This is a genomic window from Dokdonia ponticola, assembly GCF_042653865.1.
GTDB classification, from domain to species: Bacteria; Bacteroidota; Bacteroidia; order Flavobacteriales; family Flavobacteriaceae; genus Dokdonia; species Dokdonia ponticola.
This window is the reverse complement of sequence record NZ_JBHSFV010000019.1, coordinates 1-17,647: the sequence shown is the minus strand read 5'-3', so window position 1 is coordinate 17,647 and position 17,647 is coordinate 1. Positions and strand designations below refer to the sequence as shown.

21 protein-coding genes are annotated in these 17,647 nt (G+C 34.5%); 4 read left to right on the top strand and 17 right to left on the bottom strand.

Going from position 1 to position 17,647, the window contains the following annotated elements:
* Positions 1–74: 74 nt before the first annotated feature.
* From ACFO3O_RS20940 to amaB, 4 genes are all read right to left on the bottom strand, one after another.
* Positions 75–677: a hypothetical protein gene (locus tag ACFO3O_RS20940; RefSeq protein ID WP_379982534.1), complete on the bottom strand. Its 603-nt coding sequence runs from the start codon at positions 675–677 to the stop codon at positions 75–77.
* A gap of 3 nt (positions 678–680) precedes the next feature.
* Entirely contained in the window at positions 681–1,595 is a 915-nt protein-coding gene (locus tag ACFO3O_RS20935) for an OmpA family protein (RefSeq protein WP_379982532.1), read from the bottom strand.
* A gap of 120 nt (positions 1,596–1,715) precedes the next feature.
* Positions 1,716–2,894, bottom strand: coding sequence for an MFS transporter (locus ACFO3O_RS20930; protein ID WP_379982530.1), 1,179 nt, complete (start codon positions 2,892–2,894; stop codon positions 1,716–1,718).
* A 332-nt stretch (positions 2,895–3,226) separates the two neighbouring features.
* Entirely contained in the window at positions 3,227–4,780 is a 1,554-nt protein-coding gene (gene amaB, locus ACFO3O_RS20925; RefSeq protein WP_379982528.1) for an L-piperidine-6-carboxylate dehydrogenase, read from the bottom strand.
* 120 nt (positions 4,781–4,900) lie between these two features.
* Between amaB and ACFO3O_RS20920 the strand changes: the two genes are divergently transcribed.
* Positions 4,901–5,047: a hypothetical protein gene (locus ACFO3O_RS20920; protein WP_379982526.1), complete on the top strand. Its 147-nt coding sequence runs from the start codon at positions 4,901–4,903 to the stop codon at positions 5,045–5,047.
* Between the two features lie 52 nt (positions 5,048–5,099).
* Here ACFO3O_RS20920 and ACFO3O_RS20915 read toward each other — a convergent pair whose 3' ends face one another.
* Both ACFO3O_RS20915 and ACFO3O_RS20910 read right to left on the bottom strand, forming a co-directional pair.
* Positions 5,100–5,639 (bottom strand): 3-hydroxyanthranilate 3,4-dioxygenase, encoded by a 540-nt coding sequence (locus ACFO3O_RS20915; protein ID WP_379982524.1) that lies wholly within the window; start codon positions 5,637–5,639, stop codon positions 5,100–5,102.
* A gap of 135 nt (positions 5,640–5,774) precedes the next feature.
* Positions 5,775–6,269, bottom strand: coding sequence for a CAP domain-containing protein (locus ACFO3O_RS20910; protein ID WP_379982522.1), 495 nt, complete (start codon positions 6,267–6,269; stop codon positions 5,775–5,777).
* Between the two features lie 266 nt (positions 6,270–6,535).
* Between ACFO3O_RS20910 and ACFO3O_RS20905 the strand changes: the two genes are divergently transcribed.
* Entirely contained in the window at positions 6,536–6,892 is a 357-nt protein-coding gene (locus ACFO3O_RS20905) for a hypothetical protein (protein ID WP_379982520.1), read from the top strand.
* 684 nt (positions 6,893–7,576) lie between these two features.
* Complete coding sequence (locus ACFO3O_RS20900; RefSeq protein WP_379982518.1) at positions 7,577–8,614, top strand: hypothetical protein; 1,038 nt, start codon at positions 7,577–7,579, stop codon at positions 8,612–8,614.
* 103 nt (positions 8,615–8,717) lie between these two features.
* Here the strand turns inward: ACFO3O_RS20900 and ACFO3O_RS20895 are convergent, their stop codons facing one another.
* The 5 genes from ACFO3O_RS20895 to ACFO3O_RS20875 form a co-directional block, all read right to left on the bottom strand.
* The gene (locus ACFO3O_RS20895) at positions 8,718–8,918 is read right to left on the bottom strand and encodes a class I lanthipeptide (RefSeq protein ID WP_379982516.1); all 201 of its coding nucleotides are present in this window, start codon (positions 8,916–8,918) and stop codon (positions 8,718–8,720) included.
* Positions 8,919–9,361: 443 nt separating this feature from the next.
* Positions 9,362–10,393 (bottom strand): Vgb family protein, encoded by a 1,032-nt coding sequence (locus ACFO3O_RS20890; protein WP_379982514.1) that lies wholly within the window; start codon positions 10,391–10,393, stop codon positions 9,362–9,364.
* Positions 10,394–10,645: 252 nt separating this feature from the next.
* Positions 10,646–10,822, bottom strand: a complete 177-nt coding sequence (locus tag ACFO3O_RS20885) for a hypothetical protein (protein ID WP_379982512.1) — start codon at positions 10,820–10,822, stop codon at positions 10,646–10,648.
* 540 nt (positions 10,823–11,362) lie between these two features.
* Positions 11,363–11,524 (bottom strand): hypothetical protein, encoded by a 162-nt coding sequence (locus ACFO3O_RS20880; protein ID WP_379982510.1) that lies wholly within the window; start codon positions 11,522–11,524, stop codon positions 11,363–11,365.
* Positions 11,525–11,693: 169 nt separating this feature from the next.
* Positions 11,694–11,864 (bottom strand): class I lanthipeptide, encoded by a 171-nt coding sequence (locus ACFO3O_RS20875; protein ID WP_379982508.1) that lies wholly within the window; start codon positions 11,862–11,864, stop codon positions 11,694–11,696.
* Positions 11,865–12,131: 267 nt separating this feature from the next.
* On the opposite strand from ACFO3O_RS20875, the gene ACFO3O_RS20870 reads away from it, so the two are divergent.
* A complete protein-coding gene (locus ACFO3O_RS20870) occupies positions 12,132–12,461 on the top strand; it encodes a hypothetical protein (protein WP_379982506.1) in 330 nt (109 codons plus the stop codon).
* Between the two features lie 468 nt (positions 12,462–12,929).
* Here the strand turns inward: ACFO3O_RS20870 and ACFO3O_RS20865 are convergent, their stop codons facing one another.
* From ACFO3O_RS20865 to ACFO3O_RS20840, 6 genes are all read right to left on the bottom strand, one after another.
* Entirely contained in the window at positions 12,930–13,481 is a 552-nt protein-coding gene (locus ACFO3O_RS20865; protein WP_379982504.1) for a toxin-antitoxin system YwqK family antitoxin, read from the bottom strand.
* 39 nt (positions 13,482–13,520) lie between these two features.
* The gene (locus ACFO3O_RS20860; RefSeq protein WP_379982502.1) at positions 13,521–14,009 is read right to left on the bottom strand and encodes a DinB family protein; all 489 of its coding nucleotides are present in this window, start codon (positions 14,007–14,009) and stop codon (positions 13,521–13,523) included.
* A 224-nt stretch (positions 14,010–14,233) separates the two neighbouring features.
* On the bottom strand, positions 14,234–14,770 hold the full coding sequence (locus ACFO3O_RS20855; protein ID WP_379982500.1) for a DUF6705 family protein: 537 nt from the start codon (positions 14,768–14,770) through the stop codon (positions 14,234–14,236).
* 11 nt (positions 14,771–14,781) lie between these two features.
* Complete coding sequence (locus ACFO3O_RS20850) at positions 14,782–16,458, bottom strand: hypothetical protein (RefSeq protein WP_379982498.1); 1,677 nt, start codon at positions 16,456–16,458, stop codon at positions 14,782–14,784.
* Between the two features lie 238 nt (positions 16,459–16,696).
* Positions 16,697–17,185, bottom strand: a complete 489-nt coding sequence (locus ACFO3O_RS20845; RefSeq protein ID WP_379982496.1) for a DinB family protein — start codon at positions 17,183–17,185, stop codon at positions 16,697–16,699.
* Positions 17,186–17,446: 261 nt separating this feature from the next.
* Positions 17,447–17,647: hypothetical protein (locus tag ACFO3O_RS20840; RefSeq protein ID WP_379982494.1), on the bottom strand; the 201-nt coding region annotated here is incomplete at its 5' end.

Sequence of the window (17,647 nt, the reverse complement as noted above, 5' to 3'; positions counted from 1 at the left end):
AATTTATTTTTGAGAAACAAAAAGTTCCTTTTCATTTTTCTTGAAAAGGAACTTTGTATTACAATAGGGTGTATTTAGTCTTTCCCATATTCATGTTCATCTTGCCATTTTTTGAGTTCGTACCATTTTCCTTCGGTAGCGAGTTGTGCTTGTAAAGGCCAGTTTTTTGGGTGGTGTATTTGAAATCGTTTTCCGCCACTGTCTAGCACTTCTTGACAGGTTTCTACAGAAGTATCTGCTAGGGAAGCCCATGTCTTTATCTCAAAATTATGGAAGAGTTCTTTTATTTTAGGACCAATACCTTCTATAATTGTAAGGTCATTTTCTTTGATAGCTTTCCCAAAAGCAGCTTTTGCGGCAGCAGCATCAAATGGAATTAGCGAAGCTTTGGGCGATGTGTCTGAGGCATCAGAAGAAAATGATGATGTGATACTAGCCGTGGTACTTGCTGCTGCAGTGGCACTTGATACGATACTAAGCTCAGAGCGACACGCATCTAAATCTGCTTTTAAGGAGGCATTTTTACGTTTCCATAGATCAAGATCATTACTTGGATCGTTTTTTTGACCGGCAAGACGCCCTAATAGGTATCCAAAAATGGTACATATAAGGCCTACGATTAAAGGGATGACCCAACATGGAATCGAATTTGTTACGTCTATGATTACTATATTCATTTTTTAGTTTTTTAGTTCGTTTATTCTGACGACAGAACGTCTATTTTTTGCTTTACCTTCTTCATTTGTATTAGTAGCTAGAGGTTCATCAGGTCCTTTTGATGTTGTGATGATCTTTTCTTCAGGAATACCATTAATAATAAAATCTTGTTTGATAGCATTGGCTCTTTTCAGACCCAAACTTATGTTTGCAGTACGTCCTCCCGTATTGTCTGTGTGTCCCTCTATGGTTATAGAAGAACCCTCTACTTTGTCCAAATAACGACTGATGTCAGCTATTTTTTGACGTTGCTCGTCCGTTGGGTTAATAGATGCTTGCCCATTTTGAAAGTACAGAATCAAAGGGTTGTCATTAAAACGCTTTTTAAGTGCTTCTAATTCTTGTTCTTCTTGGCTATTCCCTTCAGATATGGCATATCTAACTGGATCCATATATAAAGAATCTGTTATCACAAGGTCATTATTTTCTTTTCCAAAGATGTTTATTTGTCTTGAAGGGATCCCTTGAGTACTTAGGTAATTTTTAATGGAGTTTGCTCTTGCAATACCTAGGTTTGGAAATGCAGACGTATTGACTTCACTTCCTGTATAAAAAGCGGTAATATCTATAGACTTTTTGGTGTTATTACCAAGGTGTGTTTTTACGTGTTGTATTCCATCAGTAACTCCTTTTGGTATAGTTTGATGAAGATTAAAATCAGAGGGTTTAAAGCTAAAATTAGCAGTACTTGTATATGCAAAGGTTGCATTTGGGCTAAGATCTTTGATCGTAAAGCCTGTATTGATCGGTTCGGGTTTTACAGTAACTACTTTCTCTGGAATTTCTTCACTTGTAGTGCAGCAGTAAGACCTCATTAAAATCGTTCCGACACCAATAGTAAGCAAAATACCAAATAGGTATCTCGTCTTTTTGCTCATTCTAGTTAGGTTTGGTTAATAGTGTTTAAAGTTACTAAAAAACAACAACAAAAAATGTAGGCTTCTTATCTCACGAATAAGCATTAGAAAAATGATATTACGGCTAAATACCGATTAGAATTACGTTGATTTACATATAGAAATTATACCAAATATAGGGCCTATGGCTAGGATCAGTAATAGGTATTTGACATCCAGATAGGATTGTAATAGCAATAGGATTTGAATACTTATAATAGTGATGGCAAAACCAATACAGTTGACAATTGTCAATGCTGTTCCTTTATAGATAGGAGGGGCGTTTTGTGCTACAAGAGTTGAAAACATGGGTGAATCTGCAATAACTACCATGCCCCAAAGAGAGAGTATTGTTAGAAATAAAGCTTGTGAAGGGATCATAAATAATAAAGGGGATATCACACAAAATAATCCTGAAAGGGTAAGCGACACCAAAGCTGTTTTTTTAACTCCTTTGTATAAAGAGATATAACCGCCTATAACGCAGGCAAAGGCGCCTATTGCGATGACGACAAAAGAAGAAATAGCGATATTTAATGAGTTATTTGGGTGTATAATAGTGTATGCCGTTATGATAAATGGAACAAATGCCCAGAACGCGTACAGTTCCCACATGTGTCCAAAATAGCCAAAGGCAGCTGCTTTAAAGGATTTGTCCTTAAAAATTTTTGGAATCACAGAAAGATTCAAAGCAGGGCTCTTTGTTCTGTAGGGTCCATCTGGAACTAAAAAATATAAAAGGAACCCTCCTGAAACAGCAATAATTGAGGTAATGATCAGGATGGTTTTCCATGGGAGTTGTTCTGTGAATCCGTGTAATAGATGTGGAAATGCAGTCCCTAACACAAGTGCACCTACAAGAAATCCTAAAGATTTTCCGAGTCCTTTATCATAATAATCGGCAGCTATTTTCATACCTACAGGATAAATACCTGCTAAGAAAAATCCAGTAAGAAATCGTAGTATGAGAATACTCGTAAGTGTGTGATGATTCCAAATAATAACCCCATTGAAAACAGCAGCGATCAAAGCGCTTATGGCAAATACTTTTGAAGGAGAAAATCGATCGGCGATACTTAAAATGGCAAATACAAGAGTTCCTGTGATAAATCCAAATTGAACAGCAGATGTGATATGTGCAAGTGCGTTTTCTGGTAGTGAGAAGTGATTACTAAGATCCTGCAATACGGCATTACTAGAAAACCAAAGCGAAGTTCCGCAAAATTGTGATAGGACAATCACAGGTAAAATCCATTTAGGAATATGTGTCTTATTGATCAAAATTGCTGCTATATTATAAATTGCAATATAGGCCTGTAAAATAGAGAATTACTATCATTTCAAGCCGCTTGTTTTATTTTTTTAAAATAAAAATAAAAATAAAGGTAGGAGTTATTGCCTTTCTGTTGTTTAATAAGCAAACGTATTAATCCTACTGATTAGAATTAAGCTTTTGACTGGAAAACCTAAGAACAACTAGTGCTATTCCTACATATACTATCTCTTGAGAAAGTACGGTTATAGAAAGACTTAATTAAAACTACAAAACTACACAAAAGAAAACCCTCACTACGGAAACGTATGAGGGTTTTTAGTTTTAAAGTTGTTAGGTACTACAAATCAAATTTGATTCCTTGTGCCAGTGGTAACTCAGTTGTGTAGTTAATCGTATTTGTTTGACGACGCATGTACACTTTCCAAGCATCAGAGCCTGACTCGCGTCCTCCCCCTGTATCTTTTTCTCCTCCAAAAGCACCACCTATCTCAGCGCCTGAAGTTCCAATATTTACATTTGCAATCCCGCAATCAGATCCTGCAACACTTAAGAAACGCTCTGCCTCACGAAGGTTGTTTGTCATAATCGCACTAGATAATCCTTGTGCAACCCCGTTTTGAACATCGATGGCATTTTCTACATCTCCTGAGTATTTTAGAAGATATAATACAGGTGCAAATGTTTCATGTTGTACAATAGGGAAGCTGTTATCTGCTTCGGCGATGGCAGGTTTTACATAACATCCGCTTTCATACCCTTCTCCAGAAAGTACGCCACCTTCTACGATAATTTTTCCTCCTTGTGCAACTACTTGCGCTAAGGCATTGTTATAATTAGCAACAGCATCAGTATCAATTAATGGTCCTACATGGTTATTTTCATCTAGGGGATTTCCGATACGTAATTGTCCATAAGCAGCAACAATCGCATCTTTTACTTTATCATAAATACTTTCGTGAATGATGATACGTCTTGTTGAGGTACAACGTTGCCCACAAGTTCCTACAGCGCCAAAAACACCGCCTATCACGGTCATTTTGATATCTGCATCTGGCGTTACGATAATCGCGTTATTACCACCTAACTCTAATAATGATTTTCCAAGACGCTCACCAACAGTACGAGATACAATTTTACCCATACGTGTACTTCCAGTCGCAGAAACTAGAGGGATACGGGTATCTGTGGTCATAAACTCACCTACTTTATAATCACCGTTAATAAGGCATGAAATTCCTTCTGGCAGCTCATTTTCTTTTAATACTGCGGCTATGATATTTTGACAAGCAACCCCACACAATGGTGTTTTTTCTGAGGGTTTCCAAACACATACATCCCCACAAATCCACGCTAAAGCGGTATTCCAAGCCCAAACAGCCACAGGGAAATTAAACGCAGAGATGATTCCTACCACACCTAATGGATGGTATTGCTCATACATACGATGTCCAGGGCGCTCAGAATGCATGGTAAGACCATGTAACTGACGAGAAAGACCTACAGCAAAATCACAGATGTCTATCATTTCTTGTACTTCACCAAGTCCTTCTTGATATGATTTACCCATCTCATAAGACACCAATTTACCTAAAGGTTCTTTAAGCTCACGTAGTTTTTGACCAAACTGGCGGACCACTTCACCACGAAGCGGTGCTGGTTTTATTCTCCAAGTTTTGAAAGCAGTGGTCGCCGCTTCCATCACCTTGTCGTAATCTGCACGGGTGGTCGTAGTCACTTTTCCTATAAGTTGACCATCCACTGGAGAGTGTGACTCAATGGTGTCTCCATTAGAAAACCATTGGTTTCCTGTAGAAGTTCCATCATTTATATCTTTGATACCAAGCTGTTTTAAGGCTTCGTCTATACCAAAATCTGTAGCAATTGTGCTCATTTTGTTTTGTTTTTTATATTAAAGAAATCGTTTGCGAAGATACAGATAATCTTAGGCTTGAAAAAGAATACGGTAGCTTTATTACGGTTGTAATTGTGTGATGTTTCATTCCTCTCAAGAATGGGTGTACAATGCGTTGTTGTGAAATCGAGAGGCATTGAATTTCTTGGATTAAATGCAGTAGGACTTGATCTTCCGTCCACTCCAATAAGCTGGTTTCTCAATGGGGTGCTGGTTTTTTACGCTTTCGCGAAAGCGGACCCTTGAATATTTGTGCAGTATAGAATAGTATCCTACAAATGTATGGAAGGAAGTATCATTACTCCTTTGCTAAAAAACGTTGATCAGTAGGCATCACCTCGCCACAATTGGAGCAGGTGCGTTTTGCTACATCGCCATAAAAATCCTTAAAGTGTGTCAAAAAATCACTTTCTATATCGTGAAGTGGGAAGTACACCTCGTGTAGTTTGGTGTTGCAGTTGTCACAAAACCATAATAGCCCATCTTTACCTTCAAGGTTATCTCTTTTGCGCTCTATTACGAGTCCAATAGAACCTTCATGACGTACTGGAGAATGAGGAACACCCGCGGGATGTAAGTACATATCTCCAGGGCCTAAAGCCATTGTTTTTTTCTGTCCGTCTTCTTGGATGTGAACTTCAATATTTCCTTCTAGTTGGAAAAATAGCTCCTCAGTCTCGTTGTAATGATAGTCTTTACGGGCATTGGGACCTGCTACAATCATGACAATATAGTCACCCGCATCTTTGTATAAGTTTTTGTTACCTACAGGTGGTTTAAGAAGATCTCTGTTTTCTTCTATCCATTGATTAAGATTAAAAGGTTTTGCTATAGCCATGATCTAAAAAGAATTTGTATAAAAATACAATATTCTTGGAATACAATGCTTGGTATGATCGTATACACCCAAAAAAAAACAACCCCGCTAGTACTAAACCAACGGAGTTGTAAACCAATTATGGTTTGGGGATCTTTAATTCACAAATATGTGGGTAAAAAAGTTAACACCACTTTCTGTTTGGGCAACACTAATACCCGAATGGGTATAATCACCTTCTATAGCTTGTTTATGGTCAGGGCTATTTAACCACCCGTCTACTACTGCTTGTGCCGTGCGATATCCAAAAGCAACATTTTCACTTACTGAAGAAGCGCCATTGGCTTTTAAGTAATCAGACCGTTCAAAGAAATTGTCGTGACTTACTCTATTGTTTATAATCATGTAAGTAGTATGCTCCATCGCTTCCTCTTTTGCTAATGCGTGTGATGAAAAAGGCGGAAGATTGAGAGAAGCTCTGTGCTCATTGATAATAACTAAAATTTCATTTGACATGGTGTCGTCATTCTCTATATTTAATTCGCTTTCAAAATTTGCAGTCGATGTTATATCTTCTGTTTCTTCTGGGCTACATGATAAAAGTAGGCAAGCCAATCCCATGACAAATAGGGAATTTGTTAGTAACTTCATGATTTGGGGTATTATGATTTGGGATTGCTAAAATAGAATAAAAATGCACATAAACGTCATAAACGTGTATTTAATCGATGAAATACACACTTTCTTACAAATTTTACGGAAAAACCGTTGAGTTTCTTACGCTGTAAAATCGACTTTATGAAATCACTGATATTATTTTATTACTTTTAGTGTGAAAATTTTAGGTTGTGCGCATCGTCTAGTAAAATGAATTCATCTTCATCTACTTATGGATGCATGATGACCAAAAAGAGTATATGGAAAAAAAATGTCTAGAATGTGGAACACGTATCCTAGGAAGAGCAGATAAGAAATTCTGCAATGATGCTTGTCGGAACAGTTACAACAATAAGTTTAATAAAGATTCTAAAAATCTTGTACGCACCATTAATAATAGACTACGTAAGAACTATCGTATTCTAGAAGCATTCAACCCAGGAGACAAAACTAAAACGACAAAAGCAAAACTGATTGCTGCCGATTTTGACTTTAATTACTTCACGAGTACATATAAGACAAAAGCAGGTGCTATTTATTATTTTGTATACGACCAAGGATATTTACCGATAGATGGCGGCGAATATTATGCACTTGTCAAACGTACAGTTAAATAATTTTTAAGAAAATATAAAGTAAATAGAATCTTTATGGCTTGGTTATTGTCATATGTTTAACGGTTGTTTAGTAGTAAAATTTCAAATTTATTTTTAAATTTGAAGCTCAAAATAATTACAAAAATAAAGGTCAAGAATCTGTGAAATGTATACGAATACTTGATTTTTATACGTTATCATAAACACCTCAATAAAAAACAGTTGATATCTCAAAAAGATATCTGTTCGCTTTTAAGCACCACTTTAAAAGAGCGTTTTGTTTTTATAGATAAAACAGAGTATAATTTTAATTTTTTAAAGCAATGAAAAAGCAACACAATTCCTTTTTATGTTTTTACATGCAAGGCATGTTTTAAAAACACAATCACACTATTCTATCCCTTTTTAGAATAGTTGTTTTCCTTTTTAATCTGCACCACACACCAAGGAAAATAGATGTACTTGCTCTTTTAAAGGAGAGCATTAAAATCGATATTAGTAAATAACAGGTTGTCGGGGGACAATACCTTTGTTTAAGAATCGTAAGTTGTATTATATGAGTCATATATAACATAACTTGACATTTTGATGTCTTCAGAAATGAATCCATCAATGCTATGACTTTTTTATGCACCACATCAAAAAAAGCATATTGAGCCTTCCCTAAAAGCTATTTTAAAGTATTAATTTAAAAAAGAAATTCAGATGAAGAACCATTCTTCAAAGGCGGGTGTGGCCTTAATTCGATCAGTGTCAGATGCCAAGAGCAACAATCAGCATCTTATATATCCTCCAGCAAACAGAACCAGTCATTTTGTTAAAATTACACGCTTAAAAAGCAAAGAAAAAAGAAATGCTGCTATGCAAAAAGCGGCTAGGTTGTATAATGTTTTTGAGACGTGTGCAGAGGTGCGTAGTGCGTTACCCTCATTATATGATTTTTCATGTTGGCTTACAAAGCATAAAAATGAGCTTTCCTATACTTTGATCAAAAGAAATATAAAAGGAACTGCCTTATTGACAGAAGCACAAGAAATTTTTATTTGGGAAAATGTAATTTATCAAATTGTAGAAAATAAATCCTTACCCGTAAAAGAGGCTCTTATAGGACTCCTAGTCGCTAATGAGTTTTTAAGAGCGATTACTGAGTTTGGTCAGAAAAACGAAGGGTATTATGAAGACATTGTATTTACAGAAGAGCAACAACATTATTTTGAAGCGATCACCTACGCAACTGTCGTTGTGACCAAAGAGCTGCTTTATAAGGATACGACAACAGCGGTCGCAACACAAAAAAGTCAACATCAACAAAGATGTATAGCACAGTGTATTCTGATACAGAATAAAATAGATTCATACGAAAAAGTACTTGCTGAACTTAAAAAAATCAACACGGTATACGATAGAGATTTTGACCAAAGTTTTCAAAAGACGTTACAGCAGCAAACAGACATTGTAACAACGCTCGCTGATGAGGTATCACAAACAACATCACCTATGATAGATGTGATTTCGGGGGAAGAGGTTGACAAACAGATAAAGATACCTACTTTTCTTGTTGAAATTAAAAAACCAATTCAATTACAATCGATTGTACATAAGGTGAAAACAGCAACAAAAGAAGTAATAGAAAAAGATTTGATTCCAGCATGTAAAACCTTACTAGAAGCAGTCACCTTATTAAGGCAGTCTATTGTCTATTACCAAAAGTGCATAGAAATACTGTCATCTAGGTGTATGTAATATGATATGCCACTCAACGTTTAAAAAGCTTAAGCAAATTAAAGCCCTGATTATTTGTATAATCAGGGCTTTTTAATGCTTGAATATCAGAAATTAATTTTCATTAATCACAACAAACGGTTTGTACAGATGCTGTAGCGACTTCACATGCAGGGCCACAACTTTTGTATCCACAAAATGATTGCGCAGTGTCACATCCATTTCCTGGTGTAGTTCTAATACCACCTCCTTGGATATGCATACGATTAAAACTAGAGATAATGTCTTTGTTAAGGCTCAGGCCTTTAATGCTCTTTTTTTTCATACTAATAAAGTTTTAAAGATTAAAATAATACTTGAAATTATAGCTATTACTAATAAACTACAATAGAATATGTATAAGCGTAGGCAGCTATCATAAAACTGTAAGGAAATACTTCAAAAAAGCCTTTTAGATACGAATAGGTAGGATAAGAAAAAAGAAAAGCGAACCGAAGTTCGCTAAGTCTATAAATAACATAAAAGGTGTCTAGTACGAATATAACACGCTGCGTATTCCCACAAATTTCCATAACCAAACATCCTGCTTGTAAAAGATTTGTTCTTTTCCTCCTGTACCACCACATACCACAGGTATAGGGTTAATAAATGATGAAATACAATTAAAACACTTGGGAGTCAGTTAATTACTATTTTATCATACGTTGTAAAATTCATATAGTGTAGACGGTGTATGCTCTTGCCTGTGAGTCCGCTTTCGCGAAAGCGTTAAAACCGAATCACCCCAACACGATCTTTCATCATTTCAGTAAACCACAAATTACCATCGTGATCCATTTTGATACGATGCATCATCGTTCCTGTGCTAGGCACTACATGAATACTAAAAGGAATTTCTGAAATAGAAGCGCCTGTCACCTCTCTAATAGACGCATCAAACTTAAGTAGATAATCAGGACCACTCGTCGGCTGACGTTTATGATCGACATAGACTTGTACCCATAAATTCTTATCCCGGTCAAAGACTAAGGAAGCGAGGATATCATTTTTTTGAAGCGCAGGAACAGGGTATTCTGTGATGGTACCGTTCATATCGATCTTTCCAATTTTTACACCGGTCTCTTCCGTAAACCACATACACGATTCGGAAGGATCAGGAATGACAGCAATGGGCCTGCTATTGGCGGTTGGGATGGTAAATTCTTTTACAGTTCCGTCGGGGGTTACGTGTAAGATTGCACTGCTAAATAACTCTGTTCCCCACATGGCCCTGTTCGATCCTGCCGAAAGAAAAATAGGCAAAGAGGAGAGATTGTCTAACTGAAAATGCTCCACGGTTTCAGTAGCAATATTAAATTTTCCTACCGTACTCGTGCGCTTTCCTGTAAACCAAATATGCTTCCCATCGGCATCGAGGCCGATTCCGTGGGGCGCCACATTGATAGGCGTTTTGGCGTCTTTGGCATACAACTTTACATCAATTTCTTTAACAATACACCCATCGGAATCTAGTTGCGCCACGGTACCTTTAAACTCCAACGACACCCAAAGATTCTCTTCTGTATCTAATAACAATCCATGTGGCCCACTCCCTTTAGGCATATTAAAATAGGTGATAATGGTACCTTGATAATCGAGTTTTGCGACGAGATCCATGTTTTGCCCTGTGACATAAATAAAGTTTTTATCAATGACCAGTTCATGCGTAGAGCTTTTTTGGTCACTCGGCCAGAGGAGAGGATATTCTGTGATATTTCCGTTGGTCTTTATAGAAGTATCGGTGTGATGTTCGTGCATCATAGCTGTTTTTCAGTGAGTTGTGTGACCTTAAATGTAAGGATAAATTAGGGCTTTCTCGGTTTTTAAACGCTGGTTTTTTTCAGTATGCCTTCCGGTAGGCAGGTTCGCGAACTAACTGCCTGAGCGTATAAAGTCTATTTCTTTTTTTAAATCCAAAAGAAAGAGTCAGAAGTGTGGTTTGAGAAATACTAAAATAAAGAGACAAAAGAAAAGCGAACCTTGGTTCGCTTTATCGTATTTTTTTTAAGTGGATTAATCTTCTGCCTCACATTCAAGATGCTCTGCACAATACACAATTTCTCCACCAAGTTCACTACATTCTACTAAATCACTATACGTATAGATAAAACAGTAATACGCACCCCCATGAATAGATCGTTGCTGCGTTTTATTTAAAACGGTTCCTAAATTTGAAATGTTCTTTAACATAGTACTGATTTTTATGGTTACTAGTACCTCTAAGTTACTAAAAATAATTAATAATCAAAAAGTTACGGTAAATCCGTACCGATAAAACAAACTCACGATTACCCTAGTTGAGAAGCGATCACGGTAGGATACAGAGAAAAGGAAAGCGAACCGAAGTCCGCTTTTTAATTTAGCAAAGCTCTTGTCTACACTCATTGAAACAAGCACTAAATTCTTCTTTGGTTTGAAAATTTTGTGATCGACAATAATCTAAACATACTGAGCAGAATACAGGAGAACCTCCTTGAATTAGCTTTTGTTCTTGTGTACTTAATGATGAACCAAGATTAGAAATGTTTTTTAACATAATCATAATTTTTAAGATGAATACTACATCTAAACTAATTAAAATAATTAATAATCAAATAGTTACGGTAAATCCGTACCAATAAAACAAACTCATAATTATGCTAGTGGAGAAGAAATAACAATCCTTTGCCCCATAAAAAAACTCCTGTTTTTGCAGGAGTTTTCAATGTTATAATAGTGTGCAGGTCTCTATTAACAGCCTGTTGAGCACGCGGTTCTAGTTGCCATTCCTTGGCACCCTTCAACGCCTGAGCCTTCTTCGGCAAATCCTACACCTCCTAGCACTCTTGTCGCTGTAAGGTTGGAAATAGTGTTTTTGTTTAACTCTAAGGATTTTAAATGTCTCTTTTTCATAATATATATTTGTTAGTTAATATGCTAATCAAGATAGAGAAAATTATTGACAATCAAATATGTACGGTTTTGCCGTATTTTCCTTTTAGGAATGGCTGGCAAAATTAAACCACAAAAAAAACTCCTGTTTTTGCAGGAGTTTTCAATAACACATTACCACGTTCGTCTATCAACAGCCACTTATCGGGCAAATGGTTATGGTAAGGTTGCCCTGACATGCTGTATCATTGGTGCCTTCTTCCGCAAAAGGAGGGCCAAACCCACCTTGTACTCGTGTAGCCGTAAGTTGTGAAATTGTTTTTTTGTGTAACGTCAAAGATGTTAGATGCTTTTTTTTCATGATGGGTATGTTTATAAGATGAATAACACATTAAATATACTAAAAATACTTGATCATCAAATAATTACGGGTTTGCCGTAAGCATCTAAAAATGTTGAAAGCAAATCATAAAAAAAACCCCAATCTCAGAAAGATTAGGGTTTCAGTACCCCAAACAGGTCAATTATCGAACTTTTTGATAGAAGATATAAGTTTAATTATAGCTAACATTTAGATATTAATGTCTATATTGTCTAATAGATACCAAATAAAAAATACCTAAAAGCTATGACTGACTATGAAATAAAATTTATCAAATTCTATGAAAAATTTTCATTAGATGGCGGTAGTGCTAAAGAAAAACTATCAACTTGGGCTAATGAACTTGAACACGCTTACACCCTATCTTTATCTGAAAATGGTACAGATTCTTATTTTGAAGATGAATGGGAAAAGATTCAAAAAAACTTACTGAGAAATACTTCTTCCACAGATCATTATCATTTCCAAAATATGATAAGAGAATCTTTACACGGAAAACATAAAACAACAATTGAAAAAAAGTATCTATCATTCTTTTTCATAGAGTATAATAGGATTAAAAAAAATAGACTTTGATTTTCAAAATAAAGTACTCTATTATTACAGAATAATACATGACGTAATCCTCATTGTAAATATACATCAAAACGAAAGCATAAAAATCAAAGTATTTAATGCTTTTTTTCTACTGAATATCTGGCTATCACAATTGTCTATTCTATACTTTTTTATTATTCATTATTGTATATTATAGTTTCTTCCTAATAAGTAGTTTAATGATAATACCTATTTGCCCTAAGTGATATAGAATATGATGTATAACACCTTCTAATAAAAACTCAAAAGGGTTACTGCCTATAAATCTATCTTCTTGGTATGTACTTTCAAGAAAAGAATCATCTTTATTTTCAAGTAGTACAATAAATGATAAAATACTTTGTTTGTAATCTTCTTTTAATTGTTTACAACCAATAGCCTTGAGTTCTTCATTAGAAGGCTTTTATCGAGTTTCTGATAGTTTCTGTTCTTATCAAATTTGTAGTTTTAGTCATCAAAGTATTGCTCTTTAGTAATCACTTTACCATGTCTATAATAACATTTAACTTCAGTTAATAAATTACAATTTTCATCTCTGGGGTATTTCATAAATATACCGTGAATTTTACCATCTTCATCATAAGAGAACTTACCTGTAATTATACTATCGTCTGGATGAAACCAAGTTCCTGTTCCTGATAATTTTTTTTTATTGTTATAAGTACGTATAAATCGAATTTTTTTTAAGGTATAATACCTTTCGTGGCTTCCAATTAGTCTCCCGTTGAAATAAGTATATTTTTCTTGAACACTACCACTAGGGAAGTAATAAACACCTGATCCATGTGGTTTATCATTCTTTATTTTAAATCTCTCCTTCAATACTCCATTTTCATAATAAGATTCTTGAAGTACCTTTTGACCATCGATAAATTTTTGTGCAATCCAGAGTTCACCATTTTTATGAAAAATAGTTTGGTAATTTATTGACGGACTTGAATCTTGAGCCTGACTCTCTAAACAGAAAATAGTAATTAATAAAAATAATATATGTTTCATGATTGGTAATGGTTCAATAAAAATGTTGATGTAATTTAGTTATTTTCTAATAAGAAGTTTTATAATAATACCTATTTGTCCTAAGTGATATAGGATATGATGTATAACACCTTCTAATAAAAACTCAAAAGGGTTACTACCATTAAATTTATCTTCTTGGTATGTTTTTTCAAGAAAAGAGTCATCTTTATCTTTAAGGAGGATAATTAATGACAAAATACTTTGTTCGTAATCTTCTTTTAGTTGTTTCCAACCAATAGTTTTAAGTTCCTCATTAGAGCGCCAATAATCAGGTTGATAAACTTGCTGAATAGATAAATATGCCTTTATCTTATTAATTACATTTATATTTAAAGCTGTTAAATGTCCTATAATCTCAGCAACACTATGAAGTTCAGGTATAGGACGTGTAAACGCTGTAAGATCTGTGATACCGTCTATTTTCTCCATCATATTAGCCCCTAGCCATAAAGACTTATAATTTATAGCTTCTAATTGCTGTGCATACGCTTGTACTGTTGTATTCATAATTTTATTAAATAATAGAACTATACCCAAAAGACTCTTTTAAAATGTGGTGCAATGACTAAAGATCAGATGGGTAAATAGTTCTATTTTTTTGGATTAAAAGTTTAGTAAGAAAACTATATTACCTATTAATGAAACCAATAGGCTTAGATTAGATCACTAGGTAATTAACCCTCCAACATGATATTGAAGGGTTAATTTTAATGTGGTGTTTAAATAAACACTTATTGCTTGATAAGTGTAATATCTGTCGGTAGAGAAAAATTCTCACTGCCAACATAATCAATTTTAAAACCTTCGCTCGCCCTTAGAGATAGAGTTGCAGTATTATCGTCCAATAAAGTAAATTCACCAACTTTATAAGCTCCAGTTGATACATCTACCATAATCACATTATAGCTAGTAGGTGATAAATAGTTTACGTAAAGAACAGCGTCAGGGGTTACATTAATTTCACTAACAAAAGCTATTTGAACTCCATTTTCTATGTATGTGTATTTCCCAAATATTTCATCTCTAAATTGCTGTAAATTTGGAGGGTAATTAAACATCTCAAACTCTTGTAAAGTGATTTCAAAAGAGTTATCTCCGTCTTCCCATTTCCAAACACCTACAATAGCATCGTGATGGTTATCAATATCTTTTATATAAAAATTTCTATTTTCTATTGATTCATAAGAAGTGCCTAATGGCACTATTTGTTGCGCTTTACACGCTACTGTTATAAATAAAATTCCTAAAATTATTATTATATTTTTCATTTTCTATATTTTTAGTTACAATTACTTTCTGAGAAATCATTATTATTTTTTCTTCTCACTCTCGTCCAATCATTTAAATCATTAACGTTACCTCTGAACAAAGTTAGACCTAAATTATTATCTTTAAAAATCTGCGTCATTTGCCTTTCTGCTATTTCAGGATCAACGTTTGCTAAAAGGCCAGATTTTCTAAAAATGTTTTCAGTAATATCAAGATTACTCAACAAAAATGAGCCAGTTTCTGCAAAGTCATTTTCACTTGAAAATGTAATCGCATATAAAGTATCATCATCGGGACTATTACTTATACCAGGCGAAGTCATTACCATAACAAAATCACTAGTATTGGCTATTCTTCCTTGGCTGTAAAGAGTATAAAGGGCATAAAAATCTCCCGGAGAAAAAATAGAAAGTGTACCGTTACCATCATTAAAGTGGTTATGAATATAAGAATCAACGGGGTCTTGTGGCGTTGGAGCATTTATTTCTTTTTTACCTTCTTGACTTTCAAACCTATCCATATCAGAATAATTCATATTATCATTATCATCATTTCTACCATAATAGGCTATTTCAGTATTACCAGAATTATTAGCGATAAGTTCTTGCATACGTTGTTGAAAGCTAGGACTATTTCCTAAATTTTCTAATTTTCTACAATCTCTATTTAATCCTAAATCAAATATAACACCTACTGTTTCATTAGTCTCTGTGTCTTCAGGTTCTTCTTCTGGCTCTTCTTCCATACAAGTTACTCCATCGGGAGCACAATCACAAGGATCGCCATTGCCGTCATTGCACATCTCAGGAAGTTCAGGTAGATCATCAGGGCATCGTACGGTATCTTCTACACTTTTATCTCCATAGGTAATCACAATAACCCATGAACCTCCCATACTAGGGTTATTACATTCACTAGGTTCATTGTGTAAAAACTGCCTCCAAACACAAAGCCATTTAAGATCAGCTGATACATCAGGGTCTGGTGGGGGATTATCTCCATTCCCACCTCCATCACCATCACCTGGGCCACTTTCTCCGGGACTAGGATTTCCTTCATTACCACCACCGCCACTTGGTTCACCATCATCAGAACATGGACTTCTCGTTTCCCCATTGATAGCAATACCATTCATCAAACTTAATTTTGCAATATACCTACCTGTAATACTGTAATGTATAATCTCTCCACTAAAGGTTGAAAAATCTTGCGAATCTCTATAATTAGGAATCCAATCTTCATCTGGTCGATACTCCGTGATATATGAGAATAAACCACTTGAAGATTCTTGTACCACAAGATTAAATGTCGACTTCACGGTGGTATTAGTATTCTCAATAGAAGTAAGTAAAAATGTGTGATTCTTTTGATTATATTGATCTGTTACTTGGATAATCTCGCTAGTTTGTAGCGTACCTATCACTAAATCGGGTTCACTTGATCTATTGCTTCCCCCAACAGATTTTTCGATAGTAAAATGCCCTCTATGATCTCCTAGTGTTGAAAGATACTCTGCTACTTTGGGAATCTCATCTAAAGAAACAGTAGTAGTTGTTTGTAATTGTTCATGTAGATGTCTCCCTAGATGTGTGGAAGGTTCATCATCTTTTTGACAACATATAAAAAGTGTCATTGCTGTGAGAACTAGAAATATTCTAGCCCTTAATAACTTTACATTCTTAATCATTTTTCATTTGTGGTTTTAAATTAATATTCAAATTAAAAGGGGGGCTTAAAATTTTATAGAAGTTCAAATATAGATCCGAAATAAGCATAACGTATTATAAATGAGTGAAGTGACTGATCTAGTTAGGGAACGTTCAAAAACATTAATGTTTCCTTATTAGCATAAAGGAGATGGGTAATTAAGTATGGTTTAATACTTAATTACAGGTTATTTGTTATCCTAATAATTACACTTGAAGTTATTTCCTAATAAGTAGTTTAATGACAATACCTATTTGCCCTAAGTGATATAGAATATGATGTATAACACCTTCTAATAAAAACTCAAAAGGGTTACTGCCTATAAATCTATCTTCTTGGTATGTTTTTTCAAGAAAAGAATCGTCTTTATCTTTAAGGAGGATAATTAATGACAAAATACTTTGTTCATAATCTTCTTTTAGTTGTTTCCAACCAATAGTTTTAAGTTCTTCATTAGAGCGCCAATAGTCAGATTGATAAACTTGTTGAATAGATAAATATGCCTTTATCTTATTTATCACATTTATATTTAAAGCTGTTAAATGCCCTATTATCTCAGCAACACTATGAAGTTCAGGTATAGGACGTGTAAATGCTGTATGATCTGATATACCATCTATTTTTTGCATAACATTAGAACCTATCCATAAAGACTTATAATTTATAGCCTCTAATTGCTGTGCATACGCTTGTATTGTTATATTCATAATTTTATTATAGTCATAGAACTAAACCCAAAAGACCTTTTAAAATGTGGTGCAATGACTATAGATCAAATGGGTAAATAGTTCTATTTTATTGGATTTAAAAATTGGTTTATAGCCTATAGTACATACCTAATCACCTATCTCTAAAGCCAATAAGCATATATTATACGGTATAGTATCCCACTTCAACAAGATGTCGAAGGGTTAATTATAACTAACTTTATTATATAAATTGAATGAAACTTAAACGAATATTTTAAATCAGTTTTTAGTGAGTTGAAGCTGTGTAATAAGCTTAAAAGTTATTTCACTTCTATTATTTTTATGCCTTAAAAGTGCCTTTATTTCATAACCTTCTTTTTCCCAAACAATCCATAACGGTTTTTCCTCGAAAGTGCCCTCTCTTAAATCAAAAGTATTCTTTGCTAAGTGTTGAATGACTTTACCGTTTTCACCTCTGAT

Bases quoted from the DNA above. Each gene is read 5' to 3' on its own strand.
- ACFO3O_RS20905 (WP_379982520.1), top strand. From the start codon at position 6,536: ATGGAAAAAAAATGTCTAGAATGTGGAACACGTATCCTAGGAAGAGCA.
- ACFO3O_RS20935 (WP_379982532.1), bottom strand. From the start codon at position 1,595: ATGAGCAAAAAGACGAGATACCTATTTGGTATTTTGCTTACTATTGGT.
- ACFO3O_RS20890 (WP_379982514.1), bottom strand. From the start codon at position 10,393: ATGATGCACGAACATCACACCGATACTTCTATAAAGACCAACGGAAAT.
- ACFO3O_RS20850 (WP_379982498.1), bottom strand. From the start codon at position 16,458: ATGATTAAGAATGTAAAGTTATTAAGGGCTAGAATATTTCTAGTTCTC.
- ACFO3O_RS20845 (WP_379982496.1), bottom strand. From the start codon at position 17,185: ATGAATATAACAATACAAGCGTATGCACAGCAATTAGAGGCTATAAAT.
- ACFO3O_RS20865 (WP_379982504.1), bottom strand. From the start codon at position 13,481: ATGAAACATATATTATTTTTATTAATTACTATTTTCTGTTTAGAGAGT.
- ACFO3O_RS20855 (WP_379982500.1), bottom strand. From the start codon at position 14,770: ATGAAAAATATAATAATAATTTTAGGAATTTTATTTATAACAGTAGCG.
- ACFO3O_RS20940 (WP_379982534.1), bottom strand. From the start codon at position 677: ATGAATATAGTAATCATAGACGTAACAAATTCGATTCCATGTTGGGTC.
- ACFO3O_RS20915 (WP_379982524.1), bottom strand. From the start codon at position 5,639: ATGGCTATAGCAAAACCTTTTAATCTTAATCAATGGATAGAAGAAAAC.
- ACFO3O_RS20900 (WP_379982518.1), top strand. From the start codon at position 7,577: ATGAAGAACCATTCTTCAAAGGCGGGTGTGGCCTTAATTCGATCAGTG.
- ACFO3O_RS20860 (WP_379982502.1), bottom strand. From the start codon at position 14,009: ATGAATACAACAGTACAAGCGTATGCACAGCAATTAGAAGCTATAAAT.
- amaB (WP_379982528.1), bottom strand. From the start codon at position 4,780: ATGAGCACAATTGCTACAGATTTTGGTATAGACGAAGCCTTAAAACAG.
- ACFO3O_RS20880 (WP_379982510.1), bottom strand. From the start codon at position 11,524: ATGAAAAAGAGACATTTAAAATCCTTAGAGTTAAACAAAAACACTATT.
- ACFO3O_RS20910 (WP_379982522.1), bottom strand. From the start codon at position 6,269: ATGAAGTTACTAACAAATTCCCTATTTGTCATGGGATTGGCTTGCCTA.
- ACFO3O_RS20885 (WP_379982512.1), bottom strand. From the start codon at position 10,822: ATGTTAAAGAACATTTCAAATTTAGGAACCGTTTTAAATAAAACGCAG.
- ACFO3O_RS20875 (WP_379982508.1), bottom strand. From the start codon at position 11,864: ATGAAAAAAAAGCATCTAACATCTTTGACGTTACACAAAAAAACAATT.
- ACFO3O_RS20895 (WP_379982516.1), bottom strand. From the start codon at position 8,918: ATGAAAAAAAAGAGCATTAAAGGCCTGAGCCTTAACAAAGACATTATC.
- ACFO3O_RS20870 (WP_379982506.1), top strand. From the start codon at position 12,132: ATGACTGACTATGAAATAAAATTTATCAAATTCTATGAAAAATTTTCA.
- ACFO3O_RS20920 (WP_379982526.1), top strand. From the start codon at position 4,901: ATGGGTGTACAATGCGTTGTTGTGAAATCGAGAGGCATTGAATTTCTT.